The organism is Hyphomicrobium sp. (assembly GCF_036262015.1).
In the GTDB taxonomy this organism is placed as follows: Bacteria; Pseudomonadota; Alphaproteobacteria; order Rhizobiales; family Hyphomicrobiaceae; genus Hyphomicrobium_C.
This window is the reverse complement of sequence record NZ_DATAJR010000005.1, coordinates 191620-214955: the sequence shown is the minus strand read 5'-3', so window position 1 is coordinate 214955 and position 23336 is coordinate 191620. Positions and strand designations below refer to the sequence as shown.

The following is a 23336-nucleotide window of genomic DNA, read 5'->3' as shown; positions in this document are numbered from 1 at the left end:
GGTCTCTCTCCATTCCGGTTGATGGTGGACCGGCATAAGCCAGCCAGATCACCGTTTACGGTATGGCAAGAGGCGCTTTCTCCACACGCGACGAGAACAGAAACAGTTACCCCAGCTAACTCTTTTTCTTTGACGCGCGCGAAGGCGAAGCGTGGTGCCGGTTCTGCCGGGAGCGGCGAGCCATGACGCCCGCCGTTGACGCAGCGCACGCGCGCGCACCCCACCAGCACATCGCCGGAGACGCACAATGACCCGCCGCGCCCACCGCAGCGCGCACGGCCGTCCGCTGCCGGACGGACCTGCGCCCTTTACCACATTGGTCGAGCTGACCTTCGAGAAACGCAAGGTCGAGCACTGGATACGCTTCGGCCGCAAGAGCTACGAGCAGATCATCGACCGCCGCCGCAGCGTCGTCGGCTTCGCGCCGGGCAGCGTCTTTGCCTTCGTGCGATGGGCGAGCGGCGAGCACGGCACTGTCGTTTCGCGCATCGACATTGTGCGCGCCATCGGCCGGGGCGAGCCGTTCCAGACATTGCCGTTCGTGCGCCCCGGCGGCGAAATCCTGTTGCGGCTCGATAGCTGGCCGAAGGTGCAGCGCGGTTTTGCCGCCATCGACGCCGTGGAATCGCTCGGCCTCGATCCGGCCGACGCCGCACCGGAGCACTGGCGGCACGTCCATAACCGTTTGACCGCCAATCTGGAGCCGCACGCCTACACGCCCGAGCGACATGCCGCGTGGCTTCACCGCCGAAGGATCGAGCCATGACGCGCCGCCGCACCCTTACGGTGACGGCGCTCGCCGCCATCGGCATCGCCGCCGCCAGCGCCGTCGATTGGCCCGTGAAACTCATCTGGAACGCCACGGCCAGCGCGCCAGTCGGGTTCTACACCGTCGAGCCGGCCGACCGGATCGACGTACCCGAGCTGGTCGCCATCATGCCGCCCGAACCGCTAGCCGCCTTCATGGTCGAGCGCGGCTATATCGCGCGAGGCGTCCCGCTTTTGAAGCGCGTCTTGGGCCTGCCCGGACAGGAGGTTTGTCGCACCGGCCGCACGATCACGGTGGACGGGATCGAGATGGGCGAGGCGCTGGAGCGCGACGGCCTCGGCCGCGATCTGCCCGTCTGGCAGGGCTGCCGCGTGATCGGCGACGACCAGCTTTTCCTCATGAATTGGGAAGTCCGCGACAGCCTCGACGGCCGGTATTTCGGACCCATCCCCGCAGCTTCCGTCATCGGCCGAGCGGTCCCGCTCTGGACCAATGAGGAAGGCGTCGGCCGCTACGAGTGGCGCGCGCCGACCCACTGAAACCACCCCCCGAAAATCAACCGCAGGAGATTTCCCATGGCAGAGATAGGCACCTTCACCCGCACCGAAACCGGCTATGCGGGCGAGCTTCATTCGTTCGGCCTCCACGAAAAGCTGTTCATCGTCCCGGCCAAGCCGAGCGACGTGAAGAACGCGCCCGACTATCGCGTGCGCCTCGATAGCGAGGACGGCCCGGACGCCGGCCCCGCATGGAAAGACTCCAGCGAGAACGCTGGCGAGTTCGTGTCGATGCGTTTGGAGGGGCCAATCTTCCCGTCCCCGATCCGCGCCAAACTGTTCCAGTCGAACGACGATCCTTCGGTCTGGACCCTGCGTTGGAAGCACGCGCGGAAGATCGAGGATGAGGAATGACGGCCGCGCGCGTCCGGCCCGCCATCCGGTCAAAGATCGGCATCCCTTTGTTCGCGAAAAAACCGTCTCATCCCTCCGTCCCGCTCGGCGACCAGACGGCCGGCGCGCGCAGCGAAGGTCAGGGGCGGCCATCGGCCGGCGCTTGCGCCTTGCCCTTGACCGCAGCGAGCACGCTGGCAGGCTGCCGTTGTTGCGGAGACAGGCCGGCATGGCATTATGCCGTCCTGCTGCTGGCCGGCGCGCTTTCCGTCTGCGCCGGATCGGGCGTCGCGGTCGCGCAATCCGTGCCGGTCGAGCGCCCGGCCGCCGCCCATCCTTACGCGGCGCACATCGCCGAGGCGTCGCAGCGTTTCGGCATCCCCGAGCACTGGATTCGCGCCGTGCTGCGCGCCGAGAGCGCGGGCGACGTGCGCGCGATTTCGTCGGCCGGGGCAATGGGATTGATGCAGGTGATGCCCGTGACATGGGCGGAACTGCGCGATCGCTATGGCCTCGGCCGCGATCCCTACGACCCCCGCGACAACATCTTGGCGGGCACCGCCTATCTGCGCGAAATGTTCGACCGCTACGGCAATGTCGCGGCGATGCTGGCGGCCCACAATGCCGGTCCCGGCCGCTATGACGAATACCTTGCGACCGGCCGCACGCTGCCGGCCGAAACGCGGGCGTATATCGCCGCGCTAGCGCCGATCCTCGGCGGCGCGGCTGCAACCGAACCGCCGTCATCGGCACCGCCACCGCCGCCCGATTGGCGCGAGGCACCGCTGTTCGTCATGCGTCCGGGCGACGCGCGGGCTGTCGCCGCGCCGCCGCCCGACGCACAATCCGGCGACGGCCGCGCGACCGTTCCGGCGCGCGATCCTGCCGGTGCGGAGCCGCAGGGCGACAGCATTTTCGTCGCCGACGCGAGCGGTTCGGGAACGCCATGAGGACGGCGTTCCCGCGCTCGGCGGCGCTCATTCCGGTGTCCAGTCGGGCAGGTTTTCGCCCGGCAGGCTTCCCGGCAGGAGGGGCAGAAAAGGCAGAAAGGGCGGAGGGCAAGATTAAAGAAGACGGCACCATATCGGGCCGCTTCTGGAAATTATTGTTGTCTGCACACTGGTTAGGTGGCCGGTTCCGGCACCATGGTTTTGAGGGGCCGCGTGCCGCGATTTTGCGCAAAGCCTTGGCTTTGCTGGGTTTCGAGCGGCACCATAGGCGCAGATCGGCCGGTTTCCGGGGGTTTTGGCCGGAGTCGCATCCTTGAGCGCCGACGACGAAAACCGCTTCCGTCCGAAGCCCGGCCGCATCCGATCCGACACGCCGAAGGCCGGCAAGACCAAGAGCTTTTTCACGCAGGTCAAGAAGATCACCCGGCAGCATCAGGCGGCAGCCTCCCGCGATCCTTCCATGCCGTCATCCGCCCGCCCGTCATCGCCGGGCCGGTCCCGTGCCGAGGTCGCCAGCGGCAAGGGCGTGAAGCGCGGCCGGGGCGCGAGCTTCGTGCGCGCTCGCAATATCTCCGGCCATTGGCATCATCGCCAGTCGGGCAGCCGCCGCGTGATCGTCAAGCAGCGCAGCGTCAGGGCCGCGTGGAAGGGCGGCCGTGCCCGCGCGCATCTGCGCTATGTCCAGCGTGACGGAACCTCACGCGTCGGCGAGCGCGGCCGGCTCTATTCGGCGACCGAGGACCGCGCCGATGGCGACGCCTTCCTTGATCGCGGCAAGGACGACCGCCACCAATTCAGATTCATCGTCTCGCCCGAGGACGGCGCGGAGCTATCGGACCTCACGGCCTACACCCGCGATTTCATGAAACAGGTGGAAGCCGACCTCGGCACGAAACTCGATTGGGTTGCCGTCAATCACTACAACACCGGCCATCCTCATGTGCATATCATCGTCAACGGCCGCGACGATACGGGCGTGGATCTAGTCATTAACGGCGACTACCTTTCCGCCGGCCTGCGCGAACGCGCCAGCGAGCTTGCCAGTCTGGAACTCGGCCCCGTCACCGAGATCGAGCAGACCCGCAAGCTGTCGGCCGAAATCGACCAAGATCGTTTCACCCGGATCGACCGCGCCATGACCGAGGAAGCCGATGCCCGTTTCCTCGACTTGCGCCATGAACCGGCAGAGCCGAGGCGGCAGTTCGAGCGGACGCTACGCCTGCGCCGTCTCGGCAAGCTGGAGAAGATGGGGCTGGCGACCGAGCACGCGCCCGCCGTTTGGGAATTGAGCAAGGACATGGAGCCAGCCCTGCGCGAGCTAGGCGAGCGCGGCGACATTATCCGCACCATGCAGAAGGCGCTCGGCCCGCAGGGCGGCGAACGCGATCCCATGAGCTTCCAAATCCATGACGGAGCGCCCGAGACGCCCATCATCGGCAGCGTCGTGGACAAGCACCTGTCCGACGAGTTGGGGGAGAACCTGACCGTTGTGGTGGACGGGATCGACGGCCGCACCCACCACATCGCGGGCATCGCGCCCGAGCGGCTGGAGGACGCCCGCATCGGCAGCGTCATCCAGATCGGCCCGGCCGAGGCAGCACCCCGGCCGTCCGACCGCACCATCACCGCCATCGCCGAGGACGGTATCTATCGGCCGAGCCGTCATCTGGAGCAGGCGAAATTCGAGGGCCGTGTTCCGGGCGGCGACTACGAGGGCTATGTCGATGCTCATGTGCGCCGGCTGGAGGCGTTACGCCGCGCCGGAATCGTCGAGCGCATCGACGCCGACCAGTGGCGCATTCCCGAAGATTTCGAGAGCCGCGCCGCCGCCTATGATGCCGGCCGCGACCGGCAGGCCAGCGTTCGCGTCGTCTCTCCCGTCAATCTGGACAGGCAGATCGGATCGGACGGCGCGACCTGGCTGGACCGGCGGCTGATCCATGGCGAGACGGCCGGCCCTGCGCCGACCGGCTTCGGCCAGCAGGTGCGCGAGGCGATGGAGCAGCGCCGCGAGCATCATGTCGAGCAGCGCGACGCCAGCCGAGCGCGGGACGGTCGCATCTTCTATCGGCGCAACCTTCTCGCTACGCTGCGCGAACGCGAGGTTGCTCGCATCGGCGCGGAGATGGCCGAGGGCAAGGGGTTGCCGTTCCGTGCCGCTACGGACGGCGAGAACGTCAGCGGCAAGTTCACCGGGACTGTTCAACTAACGAGCGGCAAGTTCGCCGTGGTGGAAAAGAGCCATGAGTTCACGCTTGTCCCGTGGCGGCCGGTCATCGACCGCCAGCTCGGCCGCGAGGTCGCGGGTATCATGCAGGGCGGTTCGGTGTCGTGGCAGTTGGGGCGGCAAAGGGGCATAAGCCTCTAATCTGTTGTAGATGAACGCAGCCGCTCGAAACCCGCGATGAGGCTGTTGAGTCCGAAGTTGAACGCAGCATCCATGCCGTCTGTTTCCAACTCGTGAAACAGATCGTGCAGGAAGGACGACGGTGCTTGCTCGGACACATCTGGCCTGTCCGGAACTCTCTCATCGGCATCAGATGCCTGCTGCTCGAGAACGGAACCGACCACATAGTGACTGACCGCCCGGAGCGCCCAAACAGCGTGCTTCGGACCAAAGCCCGCCGCGCAGAGAAAGCGTATTTGTGTCTCGGCAGCGCCAAAATTCGGTTCTGTCGGTCGAGTGCCGGCATGGATGCGCGCCCCGTCGCGATAATAGAGCAACGCCGTTCTGAAACTCTGGGCGTTCTCTTTCAGGAATAGCCGCCAGTCTTCGTTCTCTTCGGGTAGCGAGCGGGTGTGGCGTTCCGTCAGCATTGCCTCGGCCAGTGCGTCAAGCAGCGCGCGCTTGTTCTGGAAATGCCAGTAAAGCGCAGGCTGCTGAACCTTGAGGCGTTCAGCGAGCTTTCGCGTCGTCAGGTTGTCCATGCCAACCTCGTTCAGCAGCTCCAGCGCCGCTGCGATCACGGTGCCCTTGTCCAGTTTGGTCATTCACGTTCCTTCGCCAACGCTTGACAATTTATCACCGATAAGTTCTATGTCTATGTCCTTATCATTGATAAAGTCGCTCGCATTGAGCGGCGCTGGAGTTTCAGGTGCGCAGCTCTGCCATCATCGCCCTGCTGATCGTCAGTCTCGACGCCATGGGACTCGGCCTCATCATGCCGGTCCTTCCGACGCTTCTGCGCGAGCTTGTGCCGGCGGAGCAGGTCGCTGGTCACTATGGTGCCTTGCTGTCACTCTATGCGTTGATGCAGGTCATCTTCGCGCCCGTGCTTGGACAATTTTCAGATGCTTACGGTCGGCGTCCGGTGCTTCTGGCTTCCCTTGCGGGAGCCGCAGTCGATTACACGATTATGGCATCAGCGCCGGTCTTATGGGTGCTCTATATCGGCCGGCTCGTCTCCGGCATCACGGGCGCAACCGGAGCTGTAGCTGCCTCAACCATTGCGGATTCGACTGGGGAAGGTTCTCGCGCACGCTGGTTCGGCTACATGGGGGCCTGTTATGGGGCAGGCATGATTGCCGGGCCAGCACTTGGTGGTATGCTCGGTGGTATTTCTGCCCATACTCCGTTTATCGCCGCTGCCCTTCTCAACGGCTTCGCGTTCCTGCTTGCCTGCATTTTTCTCAAGGAGACTCATCGCAGCCATGGCGGGACCGGAAAGCCGGTTCGCATCAAACCATTCGTTCTGTTCCGGCTGGATGATACATTGCGCGGGCTAGCTGCGCTTTTCGCAGTTTTCTTCATCATTCAACTGATCGGCCAAGTGCCTGCGGCTCTATGGGTCATCTATGGCGAGGACCGTTTTCAGTGGGACACCACGACTGTTGGTTTGTCGCTTGCGGCGTTTGGAGCAACACATGCGATCTTCCAAGCGTTTGTTACCGGCCCGCTTTCAGGCCGGCTTGGAGAGCGGCGTACGCTACTCTTTGGCATGGCTGCGGATGCGACTGGCTTCATTCTTCTGGCTTTTGCCACGCAGGGATGGATGGTGTTCCCGATTTTGTTGCTGCTTGCCGCCGGAGGTGTTGGCATGCCGGCCTTGCAGGCAATGCTCTCAAACAATGTCAGCAGTAACAAGCAAGGAGCTTTACAGGGAACGCTTACAAGCCTCACCAATCTAAGCTCTATCGCGGGACCGCTTGGCTTCACGGCACTCTATTCTGCTACCATAGGAGCATGGAACGGTTGGGTTTGGATTGTCGGCGCGATTCTCTATTTAATATGTCTGCCAATACTACGCAGACCTTTCGCAACTTCATTGTGATTGAGTCATGGCGAATTGGTATGCGTAGACTTACGAGGAATGACGGATTAAATCCGTTGAGCCATCATCTCCTCTCGGGGCGAGTGCCGATGATGACCTTAGTTCACACTCTCGCCGTCGCCGAATATCTGAACTTCCGCCACGCCGCCAATGCGCTCGGCGTGGCGCAATCCAGCGTCAGCGCCCGCGTGAAGGCGCTGGAAGAAGACCTTGGCATCGTTCTGTTCGAGCGCCATGCGCGGGGTGTTCGGTTGACCGAGGCCGGACGCCACTTCGTCGAGCGGATAGCCGCAGGCATCGACCAACTCGACCATGCGGTGAAGACCGCCGGCATGGCGGCAGCCGGAGAAAGCGGCCGGCTTCGCATCGGTATCCATGCCCTGATCCCTCGCAGCTTCCTCGCAAAGCTGATCGGCCAATACCGCGAAGACCACCCCGGCGTTGAAGTCGAAATGACCGAAGGTACGGCCCGCGATGCGGTCATGCAGCTTCGCGCCGACCGGCTGGACGTGGTGTTCGTGGCCGGCACGCCCGAGCTGCCCGACTGCCATTCCCGCCACATATGGACCGAACCGCTCGTGGCGGTGTTACCGGAGCGGCATCCGTTCGCCGAGCGGTCGGCCGTTACATGGGCCGATCTGGCGGGCGAGACGTTTCTTGTTCGGCATGGCGGCACTGGCCCGCAAGTTCATAGCCATATCGTGCTGCGCCATGCCGGACTCTGGCCCGCGCCGTCGATCCTGCGCTTCGACGTGGGGCGCGGCGCGCTGCTGTCCATGGTCGGACAGGGCTTCGGTATCACCATCGTCAGTGCGGCCACGGCGCTGTTGCCGTCAACCGGCATTGTCTTCTTGCCCTTCGCCGACGAGCCGGAGCCGGTCGCCTTCTCGGCTGTCTGGTCGCCGTCCAACCGCAGCGCGGCGCTTCGTAACCTGCTCAGTCTCGCCAACGACATGGGCCGGCAGGTCTGCACGAATTCGGTACTGCCACGGATAGCGAGGGCGTGAGCCGAAGTGGTCGCGGAAGCACCGTCCGGGACTGTTATTGCCATCGCCGGAAAGCGACACTTGCATTAACGCCGCCAAAGCCGAATCCGTTGGAAATGGCATGTTCCATGAGAATGGGCCGCGCAGATTGGTGAACTAGGTCGATACCTGCGGCAACAGGATCGGGGTTTTCTAAGTTTCTCGTGGGGGGAGCGATTTGATCCCGTAGGGCGAGTATCGTGAAGATTGCCTCAATACCACCTGCGGCACCAAGTAGGTGCCCCGTCGCCGATTTCGTGGCGCTTACGGCCACATCATGATTGCCAAACACGGATTTTATCGCGGCAATTTCTCCTCGATCTCCTACGGGGGTGGAGGTCGAATGAGCGTTCAAATGTTGAATATCGATTGCCTTCAACCCGGCACTCTGGAGTGCAATTTCCATCGCACGGGCCGCGCCTCGGCCGTCCTCTGGACCGGCAGTCATATGATGTGCATCGGCGCTTGTGCCGTATCCCACCAATTCCGCTATGGGCTTGGCACCCCGAGCGAGGGCATGTTCTAATTCTTCTATGACGATCAGACCCGCCCCTTCAGACATTACGAAACCATCGCGCTCGGTGTCGAACGGCCTCGACGCCAGTTCCGGGGTAGTATTGTAGCCGGTGGATAGTGCTCGCGCGGCGGCAAATGCCCCGAGACTAACCTTGTCAATACAAGCTTCTGCTCCGCCGCACAGAGCGATATCCGCCTCGTTGGAGCGTATCAGCCGCGCGGCGTCGCCGATGGCCTGAACGCTGGCAGCGCAGGCGGTTACAGGCGTGCCAATTGGGCCTGTAAATCCATACCTAATGGTAGCCTGTCCTGCCGCGAGGTTGGCGAGGAACGATGGCACGGTAAAGGGTGAGAGCCTCCGTGCTCCCCGTGTATCCGTTATGCGAACTGCCGAAGCGATTGCAGGAAACCCGCCTATACCAGAGGCGATAATTGTCGCCGTGCGCTCACGTTCGTAGTCGCTTGTGGGATGCCATCCCGCCGTTTCAAGAGCCTCCTTCGCGGCCGCAAGTGCAAACAGAATGAAGCGATCCATTTTTCGTTGATCCTTTGCGTCAACGATCAAATCGGGATCGAAACCGGCTTCGGAATCTTCAATCTGGCTAGGAACGATTCCCCCGATTTTCACCGGCAGATCGTTGGAGATTTCATCGGGCAAACTCCTAATTCCCGATTTCCCGTCAAGGAGTCTTTTCCAGCTTATTTCAGCCCCGGAACCAAGGGGGCCGACTAAACCCATGCCGGTCACAACAATTCGACGCATTGGATTATTCCGCTCCTTTTTCTGAGCTTATCCGCTTCACGCGGTTTATGACGCGCATCGTTTCTTCCGTTGCCGCTGGGCCTGCTAGAAGAACCGTGTTTTCAGGAGTGATTTTTTCTCCAGTATCCGCATCGACTATGATGGCGTTTCGTTCCCTACCGGTTGCTCTGTCGCCAAGGCGCATGGCTATTTCATTGGGCGCAAGGTTCCGGTTTCCCCATGCAAACAGGGCGATTGCTACCGGATAGAAATCTCGCCCCTTGTCGGTAAGGACGTATTCAAATCGAGGCGGATGATCATTGTATCGTTGCCTTTCAAACAACCCTTCGGCTGTGAGATGTTTCAATCGCCTCGCCAAAATGTTCGCGGAAATACCGAGATTCCTCTCGAATTCATCGAATTTGCTCAACCCTTGGAAGGCGTCCCGCAGGATCAGGATGCTCCACCAGTCACCGACGCTTTCCAGCGCTCGGGCTGCGGGACACTCTAATGACAGAAAGCTTGTTCGTTGCATGACACATCCATAATGGTGTAACTTCCATCATGCAAGTCACTTGTGCGTAGTAGGCGACATAGAGGGAGGGGGCAATCCAATGCGTCATTCTAAGGAAGCCAAGCAACTGCGTCCGCTACGGCGTGCAATGAAGGACTGTAGTGGCATTTGAGCGATGCGACGGCGGCGATCAGCACCGATGAATGGTTGCCCATGGGGCGTGCCGACCACGCTCGGCTCGCGCATCCCCCTCGCATCGCTGATCCAGACGCTTGCCGTCGCTGAGTATCTGAACTTCCGCCACGCGGCCAATGCGCTCGGCGTAGCGCAATCCAGCGTCAGCGCCCGCGTGAAGGCGCTGGAAGAAGACCTTGGCGTCCTCCTGTTCGAGCGTCACGCGCGCGGCGTCCGACTGACCGAGGCCGGACACCACTTCGTCGAGCGGATAGCGGCAGGCGTCGATCAACTGGACCATGCGGTGAAGACGGCTGGCGTGGCGGCGGCGGGAGAATGTGGCCGCTTGCGCATCGGTGTCCATGCCCTGATTCCGGGTAGCTTCCCCGCCGAGCTGATCGGGCAGTATCGGGAAGACCATCCCGGCATCGAGGTTGAGATTGCCGAGGGCACGGCACGCGATGCGGTCATGCAGCTTCGCGCCAACCGACTGGACGTGGCGTTCGTAGCGGGTGCGCCCGAACTGCCGGACTGCCATTCCCGGCGCATATGGACCGAAACATTGATGGCCGTATTGCCGGAGGGGCATTGCCTTGCTGGACAGCAGGCAATTACTTGGGCCGATCTGACGGGCGAAACGTTCCTTGTTCGTCATGGTGGCACCGGTCCGCAGGTTCACGATCATATCGTGATGCGCTTTGCCGGGCGCTGGCCTTCGCCGTCAATCCAGCGTTTCGATGTGGGGCGCGGCACTCTGTTATCCATGATTGGACAGGGCTTTGGCATTACCCTCGCCGGAGCGGCCACGGCGCTATTGCCAACAACCGGCATCGTCTTCCTGCCCTTTGCCGATGAGCCAGAGCCGGTCGCCTTTACCGCCGTCTGGTCGCCATTCAGCCGCAGCGCCGCGTTGAAAAACCTGCTCAACCTTGCAAACAATATAAGGCGTTTCGGCGATTCGCCCGGCCAGTTGCGCAGCGGCGATCACCCGGCCGGGTGTCGGTGAAGGCAACCCGTCCTATTTGCCGCCGATAGTATCCGGCAGCCCTCCGGCAGCGTCTTTCCTGTTGCCCGTCCCGATTTTGCCTACTCTCTGATCGGCTCCGTCTCTTTTGCCGACTGGAGCCTGCATTGCGCGGAGGCCGAATCGTTTGGGGTCAGATCGCTGTCGTCTTCACCATCGTTCTGGTGATGACGTGGGCGGCGACGCAATGGGTAGCGTTCCGCCTTGGCTTCCAGCCCCAGCTTGGCAATCCATGGTTCGAGCTGGCGGGCCTGCCGATCTACTACCCGCCGGCCTTCTTCTGGTGGTGGTTTTCGTTCGACGCCTACGCGCCCACGATCTTCGTCGAGGGCGGCATCATCGCCGTATCGGGCGGCTTCCTCGCCATTGCCGCCGCCATCCTCATGTCGATCATCCGGGCACGGGAGGCGCGCAACGTTGCCACCTACGGCTCCGCACGATGGGCCGAGGACAAGGAAATCCGCGCAGCCGGATTACTCGGCCCCGATGGCGTCCTGCTCGGCCGATACCACCGGGACTATCTGCGCCATGACGGTCCCGAGCATGTCCTATGCTTCGCCCCGACGCGCAGCGGCAAAGGTGTCGGGCTGGTGGTGCCGACGCTGCTGACATGGCCGGCATCCGCCATCGTTCACGACATAAAGGGCGAGAACTGGACGCTGACAGCCGGCTTCCGCGCGAAGCATGGCCGCGTCCTGCTGTTCGATCCCACGAACGCCAGATCGTCCGCCTACAATCCGCTGCTCGAAGTGCGGCAGGGGGAATGGGAAGTCCGCGACGTGCAGAACATCGCGGATATTCTGGTCGATCCCGAAGGCAGTCTCGACAAGCGCAACCATTGGGAAAAGACCAGCCATTCGCTGCTGGTCGGCGCGATCCTGCATGTTCTCTATGCGGAGAAGGACAAGACCTTGGCGGGCGTCGCCAACTTCCTGTCCGATCCCCGCCGTCCGGTCGAGGCGACCTTGCGTGCCATGATGGATACGCCGCATCTTGGCGAGGCCGGCGTTCATCCCGTCATCGCGTCGTCGGCCCGCGAACTGCTGAACAAATCCGAGAACGAACGGTCGGGCGTATTGAGCACCGCCATGTCGTTTCTCGGCCTCTACCGCGATCCCGTGGTGGCGCGGGTGACGGCGCGATGCGATTGGCGCATTGCCGATCTGGTCGGCAGCCGCCAGCCCGTCACGCTCTATCTGGTCGTGCCGCCGTCCGACATAAACCGCACCAAGCCGCTTATCCGCCTGATCCTCAACCAGATCGGCAGGCGGTTAACGGAGGAATTGACCACCTCCGGCAAGCGGCATCGGTTGCTGTTGATGCTGGACGAGTTTCCGGCGCTTGGCCGGCTCGACTTCTTTGAATCGGCGCTCGCCTTCATGGCGGGTTACGGCATCAAAGGCTTTCTGATTGCGCAGAGCCTCAATCAAATCGAGCGCGCCTATGGCCCGAACAACGCGATCCTCGACAACTGCCACGTCCGCGTCAGCTTCGCCACGAACGACGAAAGGACGGCGAAGCGTGTTTCAGACGCATTAGGCACGGCGACCGAGCTGCGCGACTCCACCAACTACGCAGGGCACCGCCTAGCCCCGTGGTTAGGTCACTTGATGGTGTCGCGGCAGGAGACGGCCCGGCCGCTGCTCACGCCGGGCGAAATCATGCAGCTTCCACCCACCGACGAAATCGTCATGGTCGCGGGCACGCCGCCGATCCGCGCCATCAAGGCGCGCTATTTCGAGGATGCGCGATTGCAGGAACGCATCCTGACCCCGCCCGATCTGGTCGCCGCTCCGCTGGCGCCCAGCCCATCCGCCGATGATTGGTCCGGCCGCGTGGTCGCGGCGGAAAGCCGTTCCGCGACGTGCGGAAGCGAGGCCGAAGGTGATCCGGCCAATGCGGGCATCCGCCGCGAGCCGGAATTGCCCGAGCATGAGGAAATCGTCGCCCCGCCGCCATCCCCCGAACAGGAGTTCGAGTTTCTGGACGACGAGCCGGACGTTGACGCGGCCAAGGCCCGCGCCATGCGCCAGCGCATGAGGATGGTGGCGCGGCAGGTGGCGATGAACCCCGATGATGGAATCGACCTTTGAGGATACGCCCATGGCAACCAGAACCCGCCTGAATCTCTATTTCGACCCCGCGCTCATTCCACAGATCGAGGCGATGGCGCTGCGCCGCTCGGTGGCGCTGCGCCGCAATGTCTCGAAATCCGCCATCGTTGAGGCGGCGGTCATGTCCTACCTGTCCGGCGATTCCGCCGACCAGCTTGAAGCCGCCATGTCGCGCCGCTTGGACAAGCTCGGCCGCCAGATCGACACGCTCGACCTAGACCTCGCCGTCCTTGGCGAGGCGGTCGCGCAGTTCATCCATTTCTGGATGACCCTCACGCCGCCGCTTACGGGAGCCGCACAATCCGCTGCCCGCGCCAAAGGCGCGGAGCGGTTTGAGGGCTTCATGCAGAATCTCGGCCGGCGTCTGGCGACGGGCGACAGGTTCCTCAAAGAGCTGTCGCGTGACCTCGACTCACTTCCCGACGATCCGTTGCCGGACGAGTCCGAGAGCAACGGCGATCAAGAGTAAGTATTCGGACCCATCCTATTTACCGCCGTTCGCCGCCGATCACCGCACGCAGCTAGATACTTGTTGAACCGGCCAGATTTCGGCCTCTCTTAATCGACCCCGATCCGGGGATGGCCTGTCGCGTCCCCGCAAGAAGCCGGGGCCGACATGACCACCAACCACCAAAGACCGGAAGCCATTGCGCGCGGCGCACGCATGTTGCGCACCGCGCTCGGCCCCGCCATTGCCCGGCTGCTCGAAGACCCGGCCGTGGTCGAGGTGATGTTGAACCCGGACGGGCGGTTGTGGATCGACCGCCTGTCCGAAGGGCTTTCCGACACGGGCGAGCGCCTGTCCGCCGCCGATGGCGAACGCATCGTTCGGCTGGTCGCGCATCATGTCGGCGCGGAGGTTCATACCCGCAGCCCGCGCGTCTCGGCCGAGTTGCCGGAGTCTGGCGAAAGATTCGAGGGCCTGCTGCCACCCGTGGTCGCCGCCCCGACCTTCGCAATCCGCAAGCCCGCCGTCGCCGTGTTCAGCCTCGACGACTATGTGGCGGCGGGGATCATGTCCACCGATCAGGCCGCGACGTTACGCGCGGCCGTTTCCTCCCGCGCAAACATCCTCGTGGCGGGCGGCACCAGCACCGGCAAGACCACGCTGACCAATGCGCTGCTCGCCGAGGTGGCGAAGACGGCGGATCGCGTCGTCATCATCGAGGACACGCGCGAGCTGCAATGCGCCGCGCCCAACCTTGTCGCCATGCGGACGAAGGATGGCGTCGCCAGCCTGTCGGACCTTGTGCGGTCCTCGCTGCGCCTGCGCCCCGACCGCATCCCCATCGGCGAGGTGCGCGGCTCCGAAGCCCTCGACCTGCTCAAAGCGTGGGGCACCGGCCATCCGGGCGGGATCGGCACCATTCACGCCGGCACCGGCATCGGCGCGCTGCGCCGTCTTGAACAGCTCATCCAAGAGGCTGTCGTTACCGTCCCGCGCGCCCTGATCGCCGAGACTATCGACCTTGTTGCCGTCCTTTCCGGGCGCGGTTCCGCGCGCCGGCTTGCCGAGCTTGCCCGCGTCGAAGGGCTGGGGCCGGACGGCGACTATCGCATCACGCATCCCATCCCTTTGGCAATCCCCACCAGCACAGGAGAATCTTCATGATCCGCACGATTTCGCGCGGCTATCGCACTATGGCGACCGCCGCATCCGCCCTTGCCATCAGTCTCATGCTCGCCCCGGCCGCCCATGCGTCCGGTTCGTCGATGCCATGGGAACAGCCCTTGCAGCAAATCCTCCAGTCCATCGAGGGGCCGGTCGCCAAGATCATCGCCGTCATCATCATCATCGTGACCGGCCTGACCCTTGCGTTCGGCGATACCAGCGGTGGCTTCCGTCGTCTGATCCAGATCGTATTCGGCCTGTCCATCGCCTTCGCGGCGTCGAGCTTTTTCCTGTCGTTCTTCTCGTTCGGCGGCGGGGCGCTCATCTGATGGCGGGCGGCCTCGAACAGCTCGACGCGGTGCCGGGATTCACGGTCCCGGTCCATCGGGCGCTGACCGAGCATATCCTGCTCGGCGGCGCTCCGCGCGCCATCGCCATCATGAACGGGACGCTGGCCGGGGCCGTGGGCCTTGGCCTGCGTCTTTGGCTGGTCGGCCTCGCCATATGGGCCATCGGCCATTTCGCGGCCGTATGGGCGGCGAAGCGCGATTCCCAATTCGTCGAGGTCGGGCGACGGCATCTCCGCATCCCGGCTTTTCTGGCGGTGTGAGGGCGCGGCCATGATGAACCTTGCTGAATACCGCCGCACCGCCACCCGGCTCGCCGACTATCTGCCATGGGCCGCGCTGGTCGGTTCCGGCGTCGTCTTGAACAAGGACGGGAGTTTTCAGAGAACGGCGAAGTTTCGCGGTCCTGATCTGGATTCCGCCGTCGCGGCCGAGCTGGTCGCCGTCGCCGGCCGCATCAACAACGCCGTGCGCCGCCTCGGCTCCGGCTGGAGCATCTTCGTCGAGGCGCAGCGCAGCGAGGCGGCGACCTATCCCGACAGCATGTTTCCCGATCCCGCGTCGGCGCTGGTCGATGCCGAGCGCAAGGCCGGTTTCGAGGAAGCGGACGCGCATTTCGTGTCCGGCTATTTCCTCACCTTCCTCTGGCTACCACCCGCCGAGGAAGCGGCGCGGGCGGAAAGCTGGCTCTACGAGGGCCGAGAGAAAACGGGTATGGACCCGTGGGAAGTCCTGCGCGGCTTCATCGACCGCACCGACCGCGTGCTGGCCTTGCTCGACGGCTTCATGCCCGAGTGCCGTTGGATGGATGACGGCGCGACGCTGACCTATCTCCATTCCACCATCTCGACGAACCGGCATCGTGTGCGCGTGCCCGAGGTGCCCATGCACCTCGACGCGCTGCTCGCCGACCAGCCGTTGACCGGCGGGCTGGAGCCGCGCCTTGGCGACGCGCATCTGCGCGTTCTGACCATCGTGGGATTTCCGACCGCGACGACGCCCGGCCTGCTCGATGAAATGAACCGGCTGCCGTTCCCCTACAGGTGGAGCACGCGCGCGATCCTGCTCGACAAGACCGATGCGACCCGGCTGCTGACCCGCATCCGTCGCCAATGGTTCGCCAAGCGCAAGAGCGTCGCCGCGATTCTGAAAGAGGTGATGACCAACGAGGCGTCCGCCCTTGTGGACACCGATGCCGCGAACAAGGCGCTCGACGCCGACATGGCGTTGCAGGAGCTTGGGGCGGACGTGGCGGGCATGGCCTACGTCACGGCGACCGTCACCGTATGGGATGCCGACCCGCGCGTGGCGCAAGAGAAGCTGCGCCTGGTCGAGAAGATCATTCAGGGCCGCGACTTCACCGCCATGCCCGAGAGCGTCAACGCGGTTGACGCATGGCTCGGCAGCCTCCCCGGACACGCCTACGCGAATGTCCGCCAGCCGCCTATCAGCACTTTGAATCTCGCCCACATGATCCCGCTTTCGGCGGTGTGGGCGGGGCCGGAACGGGACGAGCATTTCGGTGCGCCCCCTTTGCTCTTTGGAAAGACTGAAGGCTCAACCCCGTTCCGGCTAAGTCTCCATGTCGGCGACGTAGGCCACACCCTTGTCGTCGGCCCCACGGGCGCGGGCAAATCCGTGTTGCTTGCCCTCATGGCCTTGCAGTTCCGGCGCTATGCGAGATCGCAGGTCTTCGCCTTCGACTTCGGCGGCAGCATCCGCGCCGCCGCGCTCGCCATGGGCGGTGACTGGCACGACCTTGGCGGCGGGCTGACAGAAGGGGACGAGGCGTCCGTTTCGCTCCAGCCGCTTGCCCGCATCCACGACACCTATGAGCGCGCATGGGCGGCGGACTGGATTGCCGCCATCCTCATGCGCGAAGGCATCGCCATCACGCCCGAGGTCAAGGAATATCTTTGGACGGCGCTGACTTCGCTCGCCTCGGCCCCGGTCGAGGAACGCACCATCACCGGCCTTGCGGTGCTGCTGCAATCCAACGATCTGAAACAGGCGCTCCGGCCGTTCTGCGTCGGCGGTGCCTATGGCCGGCTGCTCGACGCCGAGACAGAGCATTTGGGATCGGCGGACGTGCAGGCGTTCGAGATCGAGGGCCTTGTCGGGACCGGCGCGGCCCCGGCCGTGCTCGCCTATCTGTTCCATCGCATCGGCGACCGACTCGACGGGCGGCCGACGCTGCTCATCATCGACGAGGGTTGGCTTGCGCTGGACGACGAGGGTTTCGCCGGCCAGCTCCGCGAATGGCTGAAAACGCTGCGCAAGAAAAACGCCAGCGTCATCTTCGCCACGCAAAGCCTTTCCGACATCGACGGCAGCAACATCGCGCCCGCGATTATCGAGAGCTGCCCGACGCGGCTCCTGCTGCCGAACGAGCGGGCCATCGAGCCGCAGATCACGGCCATTTATCGCCGTTTCGGACTCAATGACAGGCAGATCGAAATCCTCGCACGGGCCACGCCCAAGCGGGATTACTACTGCCAAAGCCGCAGGGGCAATCGCCTGTTCGAGCTTGGCCTGTCCGAAGTCGGCCTCGCCCTCTGCGCCGCATCCGCCAAATCCGACCAGACGCTCATTGCGCAGATCGTCGCCGAACACGGTCGCGACGGCTTCCTCGCCGCATGGCTGCGTGAGCGCGGCGTCGATTGGGCTGCCGAACTGATCCCCAACCTCACCAATCTTGCCGACCGGCCGGAATCCGCCGTGCCGGCCCGGCTCGATACCGACCCCACACAGGAGATTCTTCCATGACCTATCCAAAAATCGTCGGGGCCTCGGCCCTCGCGCTGGCGCTCGCCGTGCCCGTCGCGCTTTCGCCCATGCTGGCAAGCCCGGCCCATGCGCAATTCGGCTTCGGCCGCATCGTCTATGACCCGAGCAACTATGCGCAGAACGTGCTCACGGCAGCGCGCACGCTCGAACAGATCAATAACCAGATCACCAGCCTCCAGAATGAGGCGCAGATGCTCATCAATCAGGCCCGTAATCTGGCGAGCCTGCCGTATTCGTCGCTCCAGCAGCTCCAGCAGAACGTCCAGCGCACGCAGCAGCTTCTCGGCCAAGCGCAGAACATCGCTTTCGAGGTCGGGCAGATCGACCAAGCGTTCCAGCAGCAATATGGCAATGTCTCGCTATCGGCGACCGACGCTCAGCTTGTCGCCGACGCGCGCGGCCGCTGGGAGAACACGGTCGGCGGTTTGCAGGACGCTATGCGCGTGCAGGCGGGCGCGGTCGGCAATATCGACACCAACCGCGCCGAGATGGCCGCGCTGGTCGGCCAGAGTCAGGGCGCGACCGGGGCGCTGCAAGCCACGCAGGCCGGCAACCAGCTTCTTGCCCTCCAGTCGCAGCAGCTTTCCGACCTGATCGCGGTCATCTCGGCGAACGGCCGCGCCGATGCGCTGACAGAAGCGGAGCGCGCGACCGCCGCCGAGCAGGGCCGCATCCAGCGCGAACGGTTCCTGACGCCGGGCAGCGGTTATCAGCCGGGCAATGCGCAGATGTTCAACAACGGCAACAACTGACCGGGAGGCTCGCCATGGACGGCAAGATGCTGGCGCGGCTTGCGGCCGTTGTGTTCATCGCTATCGCCGTCACGGCGACCGCAATCGACATGGCGCGGAAGGATGAACCTTCCGCGCCGCCCCCGGCCTCGGCCCTCCAGCCGCCGCCCGATCCCCTGCGCGACAGCCTGCGCCGTTGCCAGCAGCTCGGCGAGGCCGCCGCAAGCGATGCCGACTGCCTCGCCGCTTGGGCTGAATCCCGCGACCGCTTCCTCGGCCGTGACCGCAGCGAGGCGCGCTGACCATGGGCAACACGGGCGTCATCGACAATTTCCTCGGAGTCTTCACCTCCTACATCGACAGTGGTTTTGGGCTGCTCGGCGGCGAGGTCGCCTTCATCGCCACAACGCTGATCGTCATCGACGTGACGCTCGCCGCGCTCTTTTGGGCATGGGGCGCGGATGACGACATTATCGCGCGGCTGGTCAAAAAGACGCTGTTCATCGGCGTCTTCGCCTACATCATCGGCAATTGGAACAACCTCGCCCGCATCGTCTTCGAGAGTTTCGCCGGCCTCGGCCTCATGGCATCGGGGACGAGCTTTTCCGTTGCCGACCTTATGCGGCCGGGTCGCGTGGCGCAGACCGGCCTCGACGCCGGCCGTCCGCTGCTCGACTCCATTTCCGACCTGATGGGCTGGATCGCGTTCTTCGAGAACTTCATCCAGATCGCGTGCCTGCTGTTCGCATGGGCGCTGGTGGTGCTGGCCTTCTTCATCCTCGCCATCCAGCTTTTCGTGACGCTGATCGAGTTCAAGCTGACCACCTTAGCGGGGTTCGTGCTGATCCCCTTCGGCCTTTTCGGCAAGACCGCCTTCATGGCCGAAAAGGTGCTCGGCAACGTGGTGTCGTCCGGCATCAAGGTTCTGGTGCTCGCCGTCATCATCGGCATCGGCAGCACCCTGTTCTCGCAATTCACGGCCGGTTTCGGCGGGGCGACGCCGACCATCGACGACGCCATGGCGATTGTGCTCGCCGCTCTGTCGCTGCTCGGCCTCGGCATTTTCGGCCCCGGCATAGCAAACGGCATCGTCTCGGGCGGCCCGCAGCTCGGCGCGGGCGCAGCCGTGGGAACCGGGCTTGCGGTCGCAGGTGCAGGCGTCGCCGCTGGCGGCGGGGCCATGCTCGCCGCCAAGGGTGGTGCTGCTGCGCTGTCCGGCGGGGCCGCTGCCGTCCGCGGCGGGGCGACGGCCGCGGGCGCGGCAACCGCAGCCTATAGCGTCGGCGCGCTCGGCCAGTCCGGCGCGGCCGGTGTCGCTTCCGGCCTTGGCGGTGTTGCCCGCGCCGCAGGCTCGGCCGCCGTCTCTCCCTTGAAGCGCGCCGTCTCGAAAGCCACCGAAAGCGTCAAATCCAGCTTTTCCGGTGGCGCACGCGCCGCCTTCGGTGTGACCGGCGGCTCATCCACCGCAGGCACGGTCAGCGGCGGGAGCACCGCCCCCGCCACATCATCCGCATCGGCCGGCACCGCTCCCGCGTGGGCGCAACAGATGCGGCGCTCGCAGGCCATGAACCACGGCACCACCATGGCCGCCCATGCGGTGCGCTCCGGCGACAGCCACGGCTCCGGTTCTTCCATCAACCTTTCCGAAAGTGACCGCACATGAGCATATTCAAACGACCAGCCACCCATTACGGCAAATCGCCAGAACCCGAGACGCCCTATCAGAAGGCCGCGCAGGCGTGGGACGAGCGTATCGGCTCGGCCCGCGTGCAGGCGAGAAACTGGCGGCTCATGGCCTTTGGTTCCCTGATCCTGTCGGCGGGCTTCGCCTCGGCGCTGGTCTGGCAGTCTGCACGCGGGACCGTGGTGCCGTGGGTAGTGCAAGTCGATGATCTCGGTCAGGCGCAGACCGTCGCGCCCGCCAATGCCGACTATCGGCCGACCGATCCGCAGATTGCTTTCCATCTCGGCCGATTCATCGAGCAGGTCCGCGCGATCCCGGCCGACGCGATCATTGTCCGCCAGAACTGGCTTCGCGCCTATGAGTGGACCACGGATCGCGGCGCGGCGGCATTGAACGACTACGCCCGCGCCAATGACCCCTTCACCAAGGTTGGCCGCCAACAGGTCGCCATCGAAGTGTCATCGGTCATCCGGGCATCGCCGGATTCCTTCCGCGTGTCGTGGGTGGAGCGGCACTACGAGAACAGCCAGCTCTCCACGACCGAACGATGGACCGCCATCCTGACCATCGTGATCCAGACCCCGCGCGATGCCGAGCGACTGCGCGCCAATCCTCTTGGCATCTACGTCAATGCAATTTCGTGGTCGCGGGAGATGAGCCAATGAAAACTTCAGCTTGCATCAATCACCTCGCTGATCTTTCCCTCGGAGATCATGAAAAACGAGGTGCCCGTCATCTCGATCTCCTGCCCGGCCTTCCAGCCATTGGGCAGGTCGGTCTTGACCTTGGCGCGATAGCCGATGCGCACGGCTGCACGGTCGTCTATCGCGATACAGTCGAGGATCGTCTGTTCTCTTTCAGCAAACAACTGGACGCCCTGTTCCGCCAGCGCGCGGAATGCCTCGATCCCGTGCGTTTCGTTCGTCGTCTCTCCGTTCGATCTGTTGATAAACCGAACCTCGCCCGACAGGCAGTCGAGCATCGCCTGAACATTCATCCTGTTGTAGGCGTCGATATACCGGGCAACAATCGTCGGCACAGAATCCATTCTGTCGATTCCTCCTTACTGATCCTGAAGTCGCTAACCTATGCGATTTTTGCGACGGCGTTTGCAATTACTTTGGCGGGCTGCGCCACCAACCGGACGCCGCAATTCAGCTACGATGCAAGCGTGCCGCCGCTGCCGACCGTGCAGGCGGCAGCAGCCGACAACACGCCCCGGCCGTTGCATGTGCCCCCGGCATGGACCGTCGCACGCGGCGGCACGGCTGCCGGCACGCCGACCGGCCGCGTCGAGAACGCCAATGCAGCCGCTCGCGTCGAGCCGCGCCGCGAAGGTTACTACAACGCCATCCAGATTTATCCGTGGTCGGAAGGCGCGCTCTATCAGGTCTATGCCGCAGTCGGGCAGATCACGACGATCGCGCTGGAGCCGGGCGAGAGCCTGACAGGCGCGGGGCCGATTGCGGCGGGCGACACCGCCCGCTGGATCATCGGCGACACCGAGAGCGGCAGCGGCGCAAACCGCCGTGTCCATATTCTCGTGAAGCCGACGCGGCCGGACATTTCGACCAACCTTGTCGTCACCACCGACCGGCGCACCTACATGCTCGAACTGCGCGCGCGGGAATCGCTCTACATGCCCGCCGTGGCATGGGCCTATCCCGCAACGCCGGGCCAGCGCCAGACCGTTCCGGCCGCGCCGATCATCCCGGCCGAGGCGGCGCGGAACTATCGCTACGGATTGCAGGTGCAGGGCGACAGCCCGCCGTGGCGGCCCGTCTCCGTCTTCGACGATGGCCGCCGCGTCTATGTCGTCTTCCCGGCCGGGATCGTGCAGGGCGAAATGCCGCCGATCTTCGTGCTTGGCGCGAACGGCGAGCAGCAAATCGTCAATTCCCGCATCCACCAGAACGTCCTGATCGTGGACCGTCTGTTCGGCGCGGCCGAGCTGCGCCTTGGCAGCGGCAACCGCCAGCAGGTCGTCAGGATCGTCCGCACCAACCCGACGCAGGCCGCAGCAGAACCAGCCAGCACGACCACGGGAGGATCGTCCTAATGAGCGATACCAATATCGCAGCCCCCATGCGCCTGCGCGCTGAATCGCCCCGCGTCACCCGCCTGTCGCGCAAGATGCTGGCAGGCGTCGGCGCGGTCGCCTTGCTCGGCATCGGCGGCGCACTGATCTACGCGCTCCAGACCCGCGACGCAGGACCGGGCGACGAAGAACTCTATTCGACCAACAACCGGCAAACTGCCGATGGGCTGGCGGGCCTGCCGAGCGACTATAGCGGGCCGGTGCTCGGCCCCGCGCTGCCCGGAGATTTGGGCCGCCCCATTCTCGACGCGCAGAACCGGGGACAACCAGTCGCGCCGCCCGTTATGGCGACGCCCGCCGTCGATCCAGAGGAAGAACGCCGCCGCGCCGAGGAAGAAGCCGCGCGCTTGAGCAATGTGTTCTTCCAGTCCGGCCCGCGCACAGGTGCGCCGGCAGGAACGGCCATGCCCGGCCTTGCCGGGCTTGGCCTCGGCGGGCAGCCCGCGACACAGGATCGCCACGCGGCGTTTCTCAACGGGCCGGTGGATCGGCAGACCGTCGCGCCGGATCGCGTCACGCCGCCGGCCTCGCCCTACATCCTTCAGGCCGGGGCCGTGATCCCGGCCGCGCTCATCACCGGCATCCGTTCCGATCTGCCCGGCCAGATCACCGCGCAGGTGACAGAGAACGTCTATGACAGCCCAACCGGCTCGCTGCTCCTGATCCCGCAGGGAACGCGCATCATCGGTCAATACGATGACGGCGTGACCTTCGGCCAGCGCAGGGTGCTCTTGGTGTGGAATCGCCTGATCCTGCCGGGCGGCCGTTCCATAGTTCTGGAGCGCCTGCCGGGCGCGGATGCCAGCGGCTATGCCGGCCTTGAGGATGGCGTCGATTATCATTGGTGGGATCTGATGAAGGCCGCAGGGCTATCCACGCTGCTCGCAGTCGGCACGGAGCTGGCGACGAGCGACGAGGACCGGCTTATCCGGGCTATCCGCGACGGCGCGCAGGATACCGTCAATCAGGCGGGCCAGCAGATCGTCCAGCGCCAGTTGCAGGTTGCGCCGACGCTCACCATCCGGCCCGGCTTCCCGGTCAGGATCATCGTCACCCGCGATCTTGTGTTCGAGCCGGCAGGAGGTTGA

Annotated in this window: 24 protein-coding genes and 1 pseudogene; 21 read left to right on the top strand and 4 right to left on the bottom strand. The window is 64.4% G+C overall.

Going from position 1 to position 23336, the window contains the following annotated elements:
• Positions 1 to 247: 247 nt before the first annotated feature.
• From VHO05_RS05530 to VHO05_RS20210, 6 genes and pseudogenes are all read left to right on the top strand, one after another.
• Complete coding sequence (locus tag VHO05_RS05530; RefSeq protein WP_018426332.1) at positions 248 to 766, top strand: DUF2840 domain-containing protein; 519 nt, start codon at positions 248 to 250, stop codon at positions 764 to 766.
• Positions 763 to 1308 carry a S26 family signal peptidase gene (locus VHO05_RS05525; protein WP_018426331.1) on the top strand — a complete coding sequence of 182 codons (546 nt, stop codon included), beginning with the start codon at positions 763 to 765 and terminating at the stop codon, positions 1306 to 1308. The genes VHO05_RS05530 and VHO05_RS05525 overlap by 4 nt, the downstream gene beginning before the upstream one ends.
• 36 nt (positions 1309 to 1344) lie before the next feature.
• Positions 1345 to 1680, top strand: coding sequence for a DUF736 domain-containing protein (locus tag VHO05_RS05520; RefSeq protein ID WP_018426330.1), 336 nt, complete (start codon positions 1345 to 1347; stop codon positions 1678 to 1680).
• A complete protein-coding gene (locus VHO05_RS05515; protein WP_052229610.1) occupies positions 1677 to 2609 on the top strand; it encodes a lytic transglycosylase domain-containing protein in 933 nt (310 codons plus the stop codon). The genes VHO05_RS05520 and VHO05_RS05515 overlap by 4 nt, the downstream gene beginning before the upstream one ends.
• A gap of 460 nt (positions 2610 to 3069) precedes the next feature.
• Positions 3070 to 3564: pseudogene (locus tag VHO05_RS20215) on the top strand (relaxase/mobilization nuclease domain-containing protein); the annotation flags it as partial.
• 180 nt (positions 3565 to 3744) lie between these two features.
• Positions 3745 to 4977, top strand: coding sequence for a DUF3363 domain-containing protein (locus VHO05_RS20210; protein WP_268902677.1), 1233 nt, complete (start codon positions 3745 to 3747; stop codon positions 4975 to 4977).
• Here VHO05_RS20210 and tetR(G) read toward each other — a convergent pair.
• Complete coding sequence (gene tetR(G) / locus VHO05_RS05505) at positions 4974 to 5600, bottom strand: tetracycline resistance transcriptional repressor TetR(G) (RefSeq protein WP_018426327.1); 627 nt, start codon at positions 5598 to 5600, stop codon at positions 4974 to 4976. The two genes, VHO05_RS20210 and tetR(G), sit on opposite strands and share 4 nt — an antisense overlap.
• A gap of 104 nt (positions 5601 to 5704) precedes the next feature.
• Here tetR(G) and tet(G) point away from each other — a divergent pair, with 104 nt between their 5' ends.
• Positions 5705 to 6880: a tetracycline efflux MFS transporter Tet(G) gene (tet(G), locus tag VHO05_RS05500; RefSeq protein WP_018426326.1), complete on the top strand. Its 1176-nt coding sequence runs from the start codon at positions 5705 to 5707 to the stop codon at positions 6878 to 6880.
• 89 nt (positions 6881 to 6969) lie between these two features.
• Positions 6970 to 7887, top strand: coding sequence for a LysR family transcriptional regulator (locus tag VHO05_RS05495; protein WP_018426325.1), 918 nt, complete (start codon positions 6970 to 6972; stop codon positions 7885 to 7887).
• A gap of 34 nt (positions 7888 to 7921) precedes the next feature.
• Here the strand turns inward: VHO05_RS05495 and fabF are convergent, their stop codons facing one another.
• Both fabF and VHO05_RS05485 read right to left on the bottom strand, forming a co-directional pair.
• Positions 7922 to 9184 carry a beta-ketoacyl-ACP synthase II gene (fabF, locus tag VHO05_RS05490; protein ID WP_026226846.1) on the bottom strand — a complete coding sequence of 421 codons (1263 nt, stop codon included), beginning with the start codon at positions 9182 to 9184 and terminating at the stop codon, positions 7922 to 7924.
• A 4-nt stretch (positions 9185 to 9188) separates the two neighbouring features.
• On the bottom strand, positions 9189 to 9698 hold the full coding sequence (locus VHO05_RS05485) for a winged helix-turn-helix transcriptional regulator (protein WP_034115566.1): 510 nt from the start codon (positions 9696 to 9698) through the stop codon (positions 9189 to 9191).
• 178 nt (positions 9699 to 9876) lie between these two features.
• On the opposite strand from VHO05_RS05485, the gene VHO05_RS05480 reads away from it, so the two are divergent.
• The 11 genes from VHO05_RS05480 to trbF all read left to right on the top strand — a co-directional run bounded on the left by VHO05_RS05480 (position 9877) and on the right by trbF (position 20815).
• Positions 9877 to 10857 (top strand): LysR family transcriptional regulator, encoded by a 981-nt coding sequence (locus VHO05_RS05480; protein WP_112330130.1) that lies wholly within the window; start codon positions 9877 to 9879, stop codon positions 10855 to 10857.
• 125 nt (positions 10858 to 10982) lie between these two features.
• Positions 10983 to 12968, top strand: a complete 1986-nt coding sequence (locus tag VHO05_RS05475) for a conjugal transfer protein TraG (protein ID WP_329645594.1) — start codon at positions 10983 to 10985, stop codon at positions 12966 to 12968.
• 10 nt (positions 12969 to 12978) lie between these two features.
• Positions 12979 to 13458 (top strand): hypothetical protein, encoded by a 480-nt coding sequence (locus VHO05_RS05470; RefSeq protein ID WP_024353496.1) that lies wholly within the window; start codon positions 12979 to 12981, stop codon positions 13456 to 13458.
• Between the two features lie 147 nt (positions 13459 to 13605).
• Entirely contained in the window at positions 13606 to 14601 is a 996-nt protein-coding gene (gene trbB / locus VHO05_RS05465) for a P-type conjugative transfer ATPase TrbB (RefSeq protein WP_034115569.1), read from the top strand.
• On the top strand, positions 14598 to 14930 hold the full coding sequence (locus VHO05_RS05460; RefSeq protein ID WP_034115570.1) for a TrbC/VirB2 family protein: 333 nt from the start codon (positions 14598 to 14600) through the stop codon (positions 14928 to 14930). Before trbB ends, VHO05_RS05460 begins: the two co-directional genes overlap by 4 nt.
• A complete protein-coding gene (locus tag VHO05_RS05455) occupies positions 14930 to 15211 on the top strand; it encodes a VirB3 family type IV secretion system protein (RefSeq protein ID WP_112330129.1) in 282 nt (93 codons plus the stop codon). Before VHO05_RS05460 ends, VHO05_RS05455 begins: the two co-directional genes overlap by 1 nt.
• Positions 15212 to 15221: 10 nt before the next feature.
• Positions 15222 to 17714 carry a conjugal transfer protein TrbE gene (gene trbE, locus VHO05_RS05450; RefSeq protein ID WP_034115572.1) on the top strand — a complete coding sequence of 831 codons (2493 nt, stop codon included), beginning with the start codon at positions 15222 to 15224 and terminating at the stop codon, positions 17712 to 17714.
• Positions 17711 to 18487, top strand: coding sequence for a P-type conjugative transfer protein TrbJ (gene trbJ, locus VHO05_RS05445; RefSeq protein WP_034115573.1), 777 nt, complete (start codon positions 17711 to 17713; stop codon positions 18485 to 18487). The genes trbE and trbJ overlap by 4 nt, the downstream gene beginning before the upstream one ends.
• A 14-nt stretch (positions 18488 to 18501) precedes the next feature.
• Positions 18502 to 18768, top strand: a complete 267-nt coding sequence (trbK-alt, locus tag VHO05_RS05440; protein ID WP_034115574.1) for a putative entry exclusion protein TrbK-alt — start codon at positions 18502 to 18504, stop codon at positions 18766 to 18768.
• 2 nt (positions 18769 to 18770) lie between these two features.
• Positions 18771 to 20129, top strand: a complete 1359-nt coding sequence (gene trbL, locus VHO05_RS05435) for a P-type conjugative transfer protein TrbL (RefSeq protein WP_112330128.1) — start codon at positions 18771 to 18773, stop codon at positions 20127 to 20129.
• Complete coding sequence (gene trbF / locus VHO05_RS05430) at positions 20126 to 20815, top strand: conjugal transfer protein TrbF (RefSeq protein WP_018426312.1); 690 nt, start codon at positions 20126 to 20128, stop codon at positions 20813 to 20815. Before trbL ends, trbF begins: the two co-directional genes overlap by 4 nt.
• A gap of 5 nt (positions 20816 to 20820) precedes the next feature.
• Here the strand turns inward: trbF and VHO05_RS05425 are convergent, their stop codons facing one another.
• On the bottom strand, positions 20821 to 21198 hold the full coding sequence (locus tag VHO05_RS05425; protein WP_018426311.1) for a nuclear transport factor 2 family protein: 378 nt from the start codon (positions 21196 to 21198) through the stop codon (positions 20821 to 20823).
• A gap of 18 nt (positions 21199 to 21216) precedes the next feature.
• On the opposite strand from VHO05_RS05425, the gene trbG reads away from it, so the two are divergent.
• Positions 21217 to 22209: a P-type conjugative transfer protein TrbG gene (gene trbG / locus VHO05_RS05420; protein WP_414653696.1), complete on the top strand. Its 993-nt coding sequence runs from the start codon at positions 21217 to 21219 to the stop codon at positions 22207 to 22209.
• A complete protein-coding gene (locus VHO05_RS05415; RefSeq protein ID WP_112330126.1) occupies positions 22209 to 23336 on the top strand; it encodes a TrbI/VirB10 family protein in 1128 nt (375 codons plus the stop codon). Before trbG ends, VHO05_RS05415 begins: the two co-directional genes overlap by 1 nt.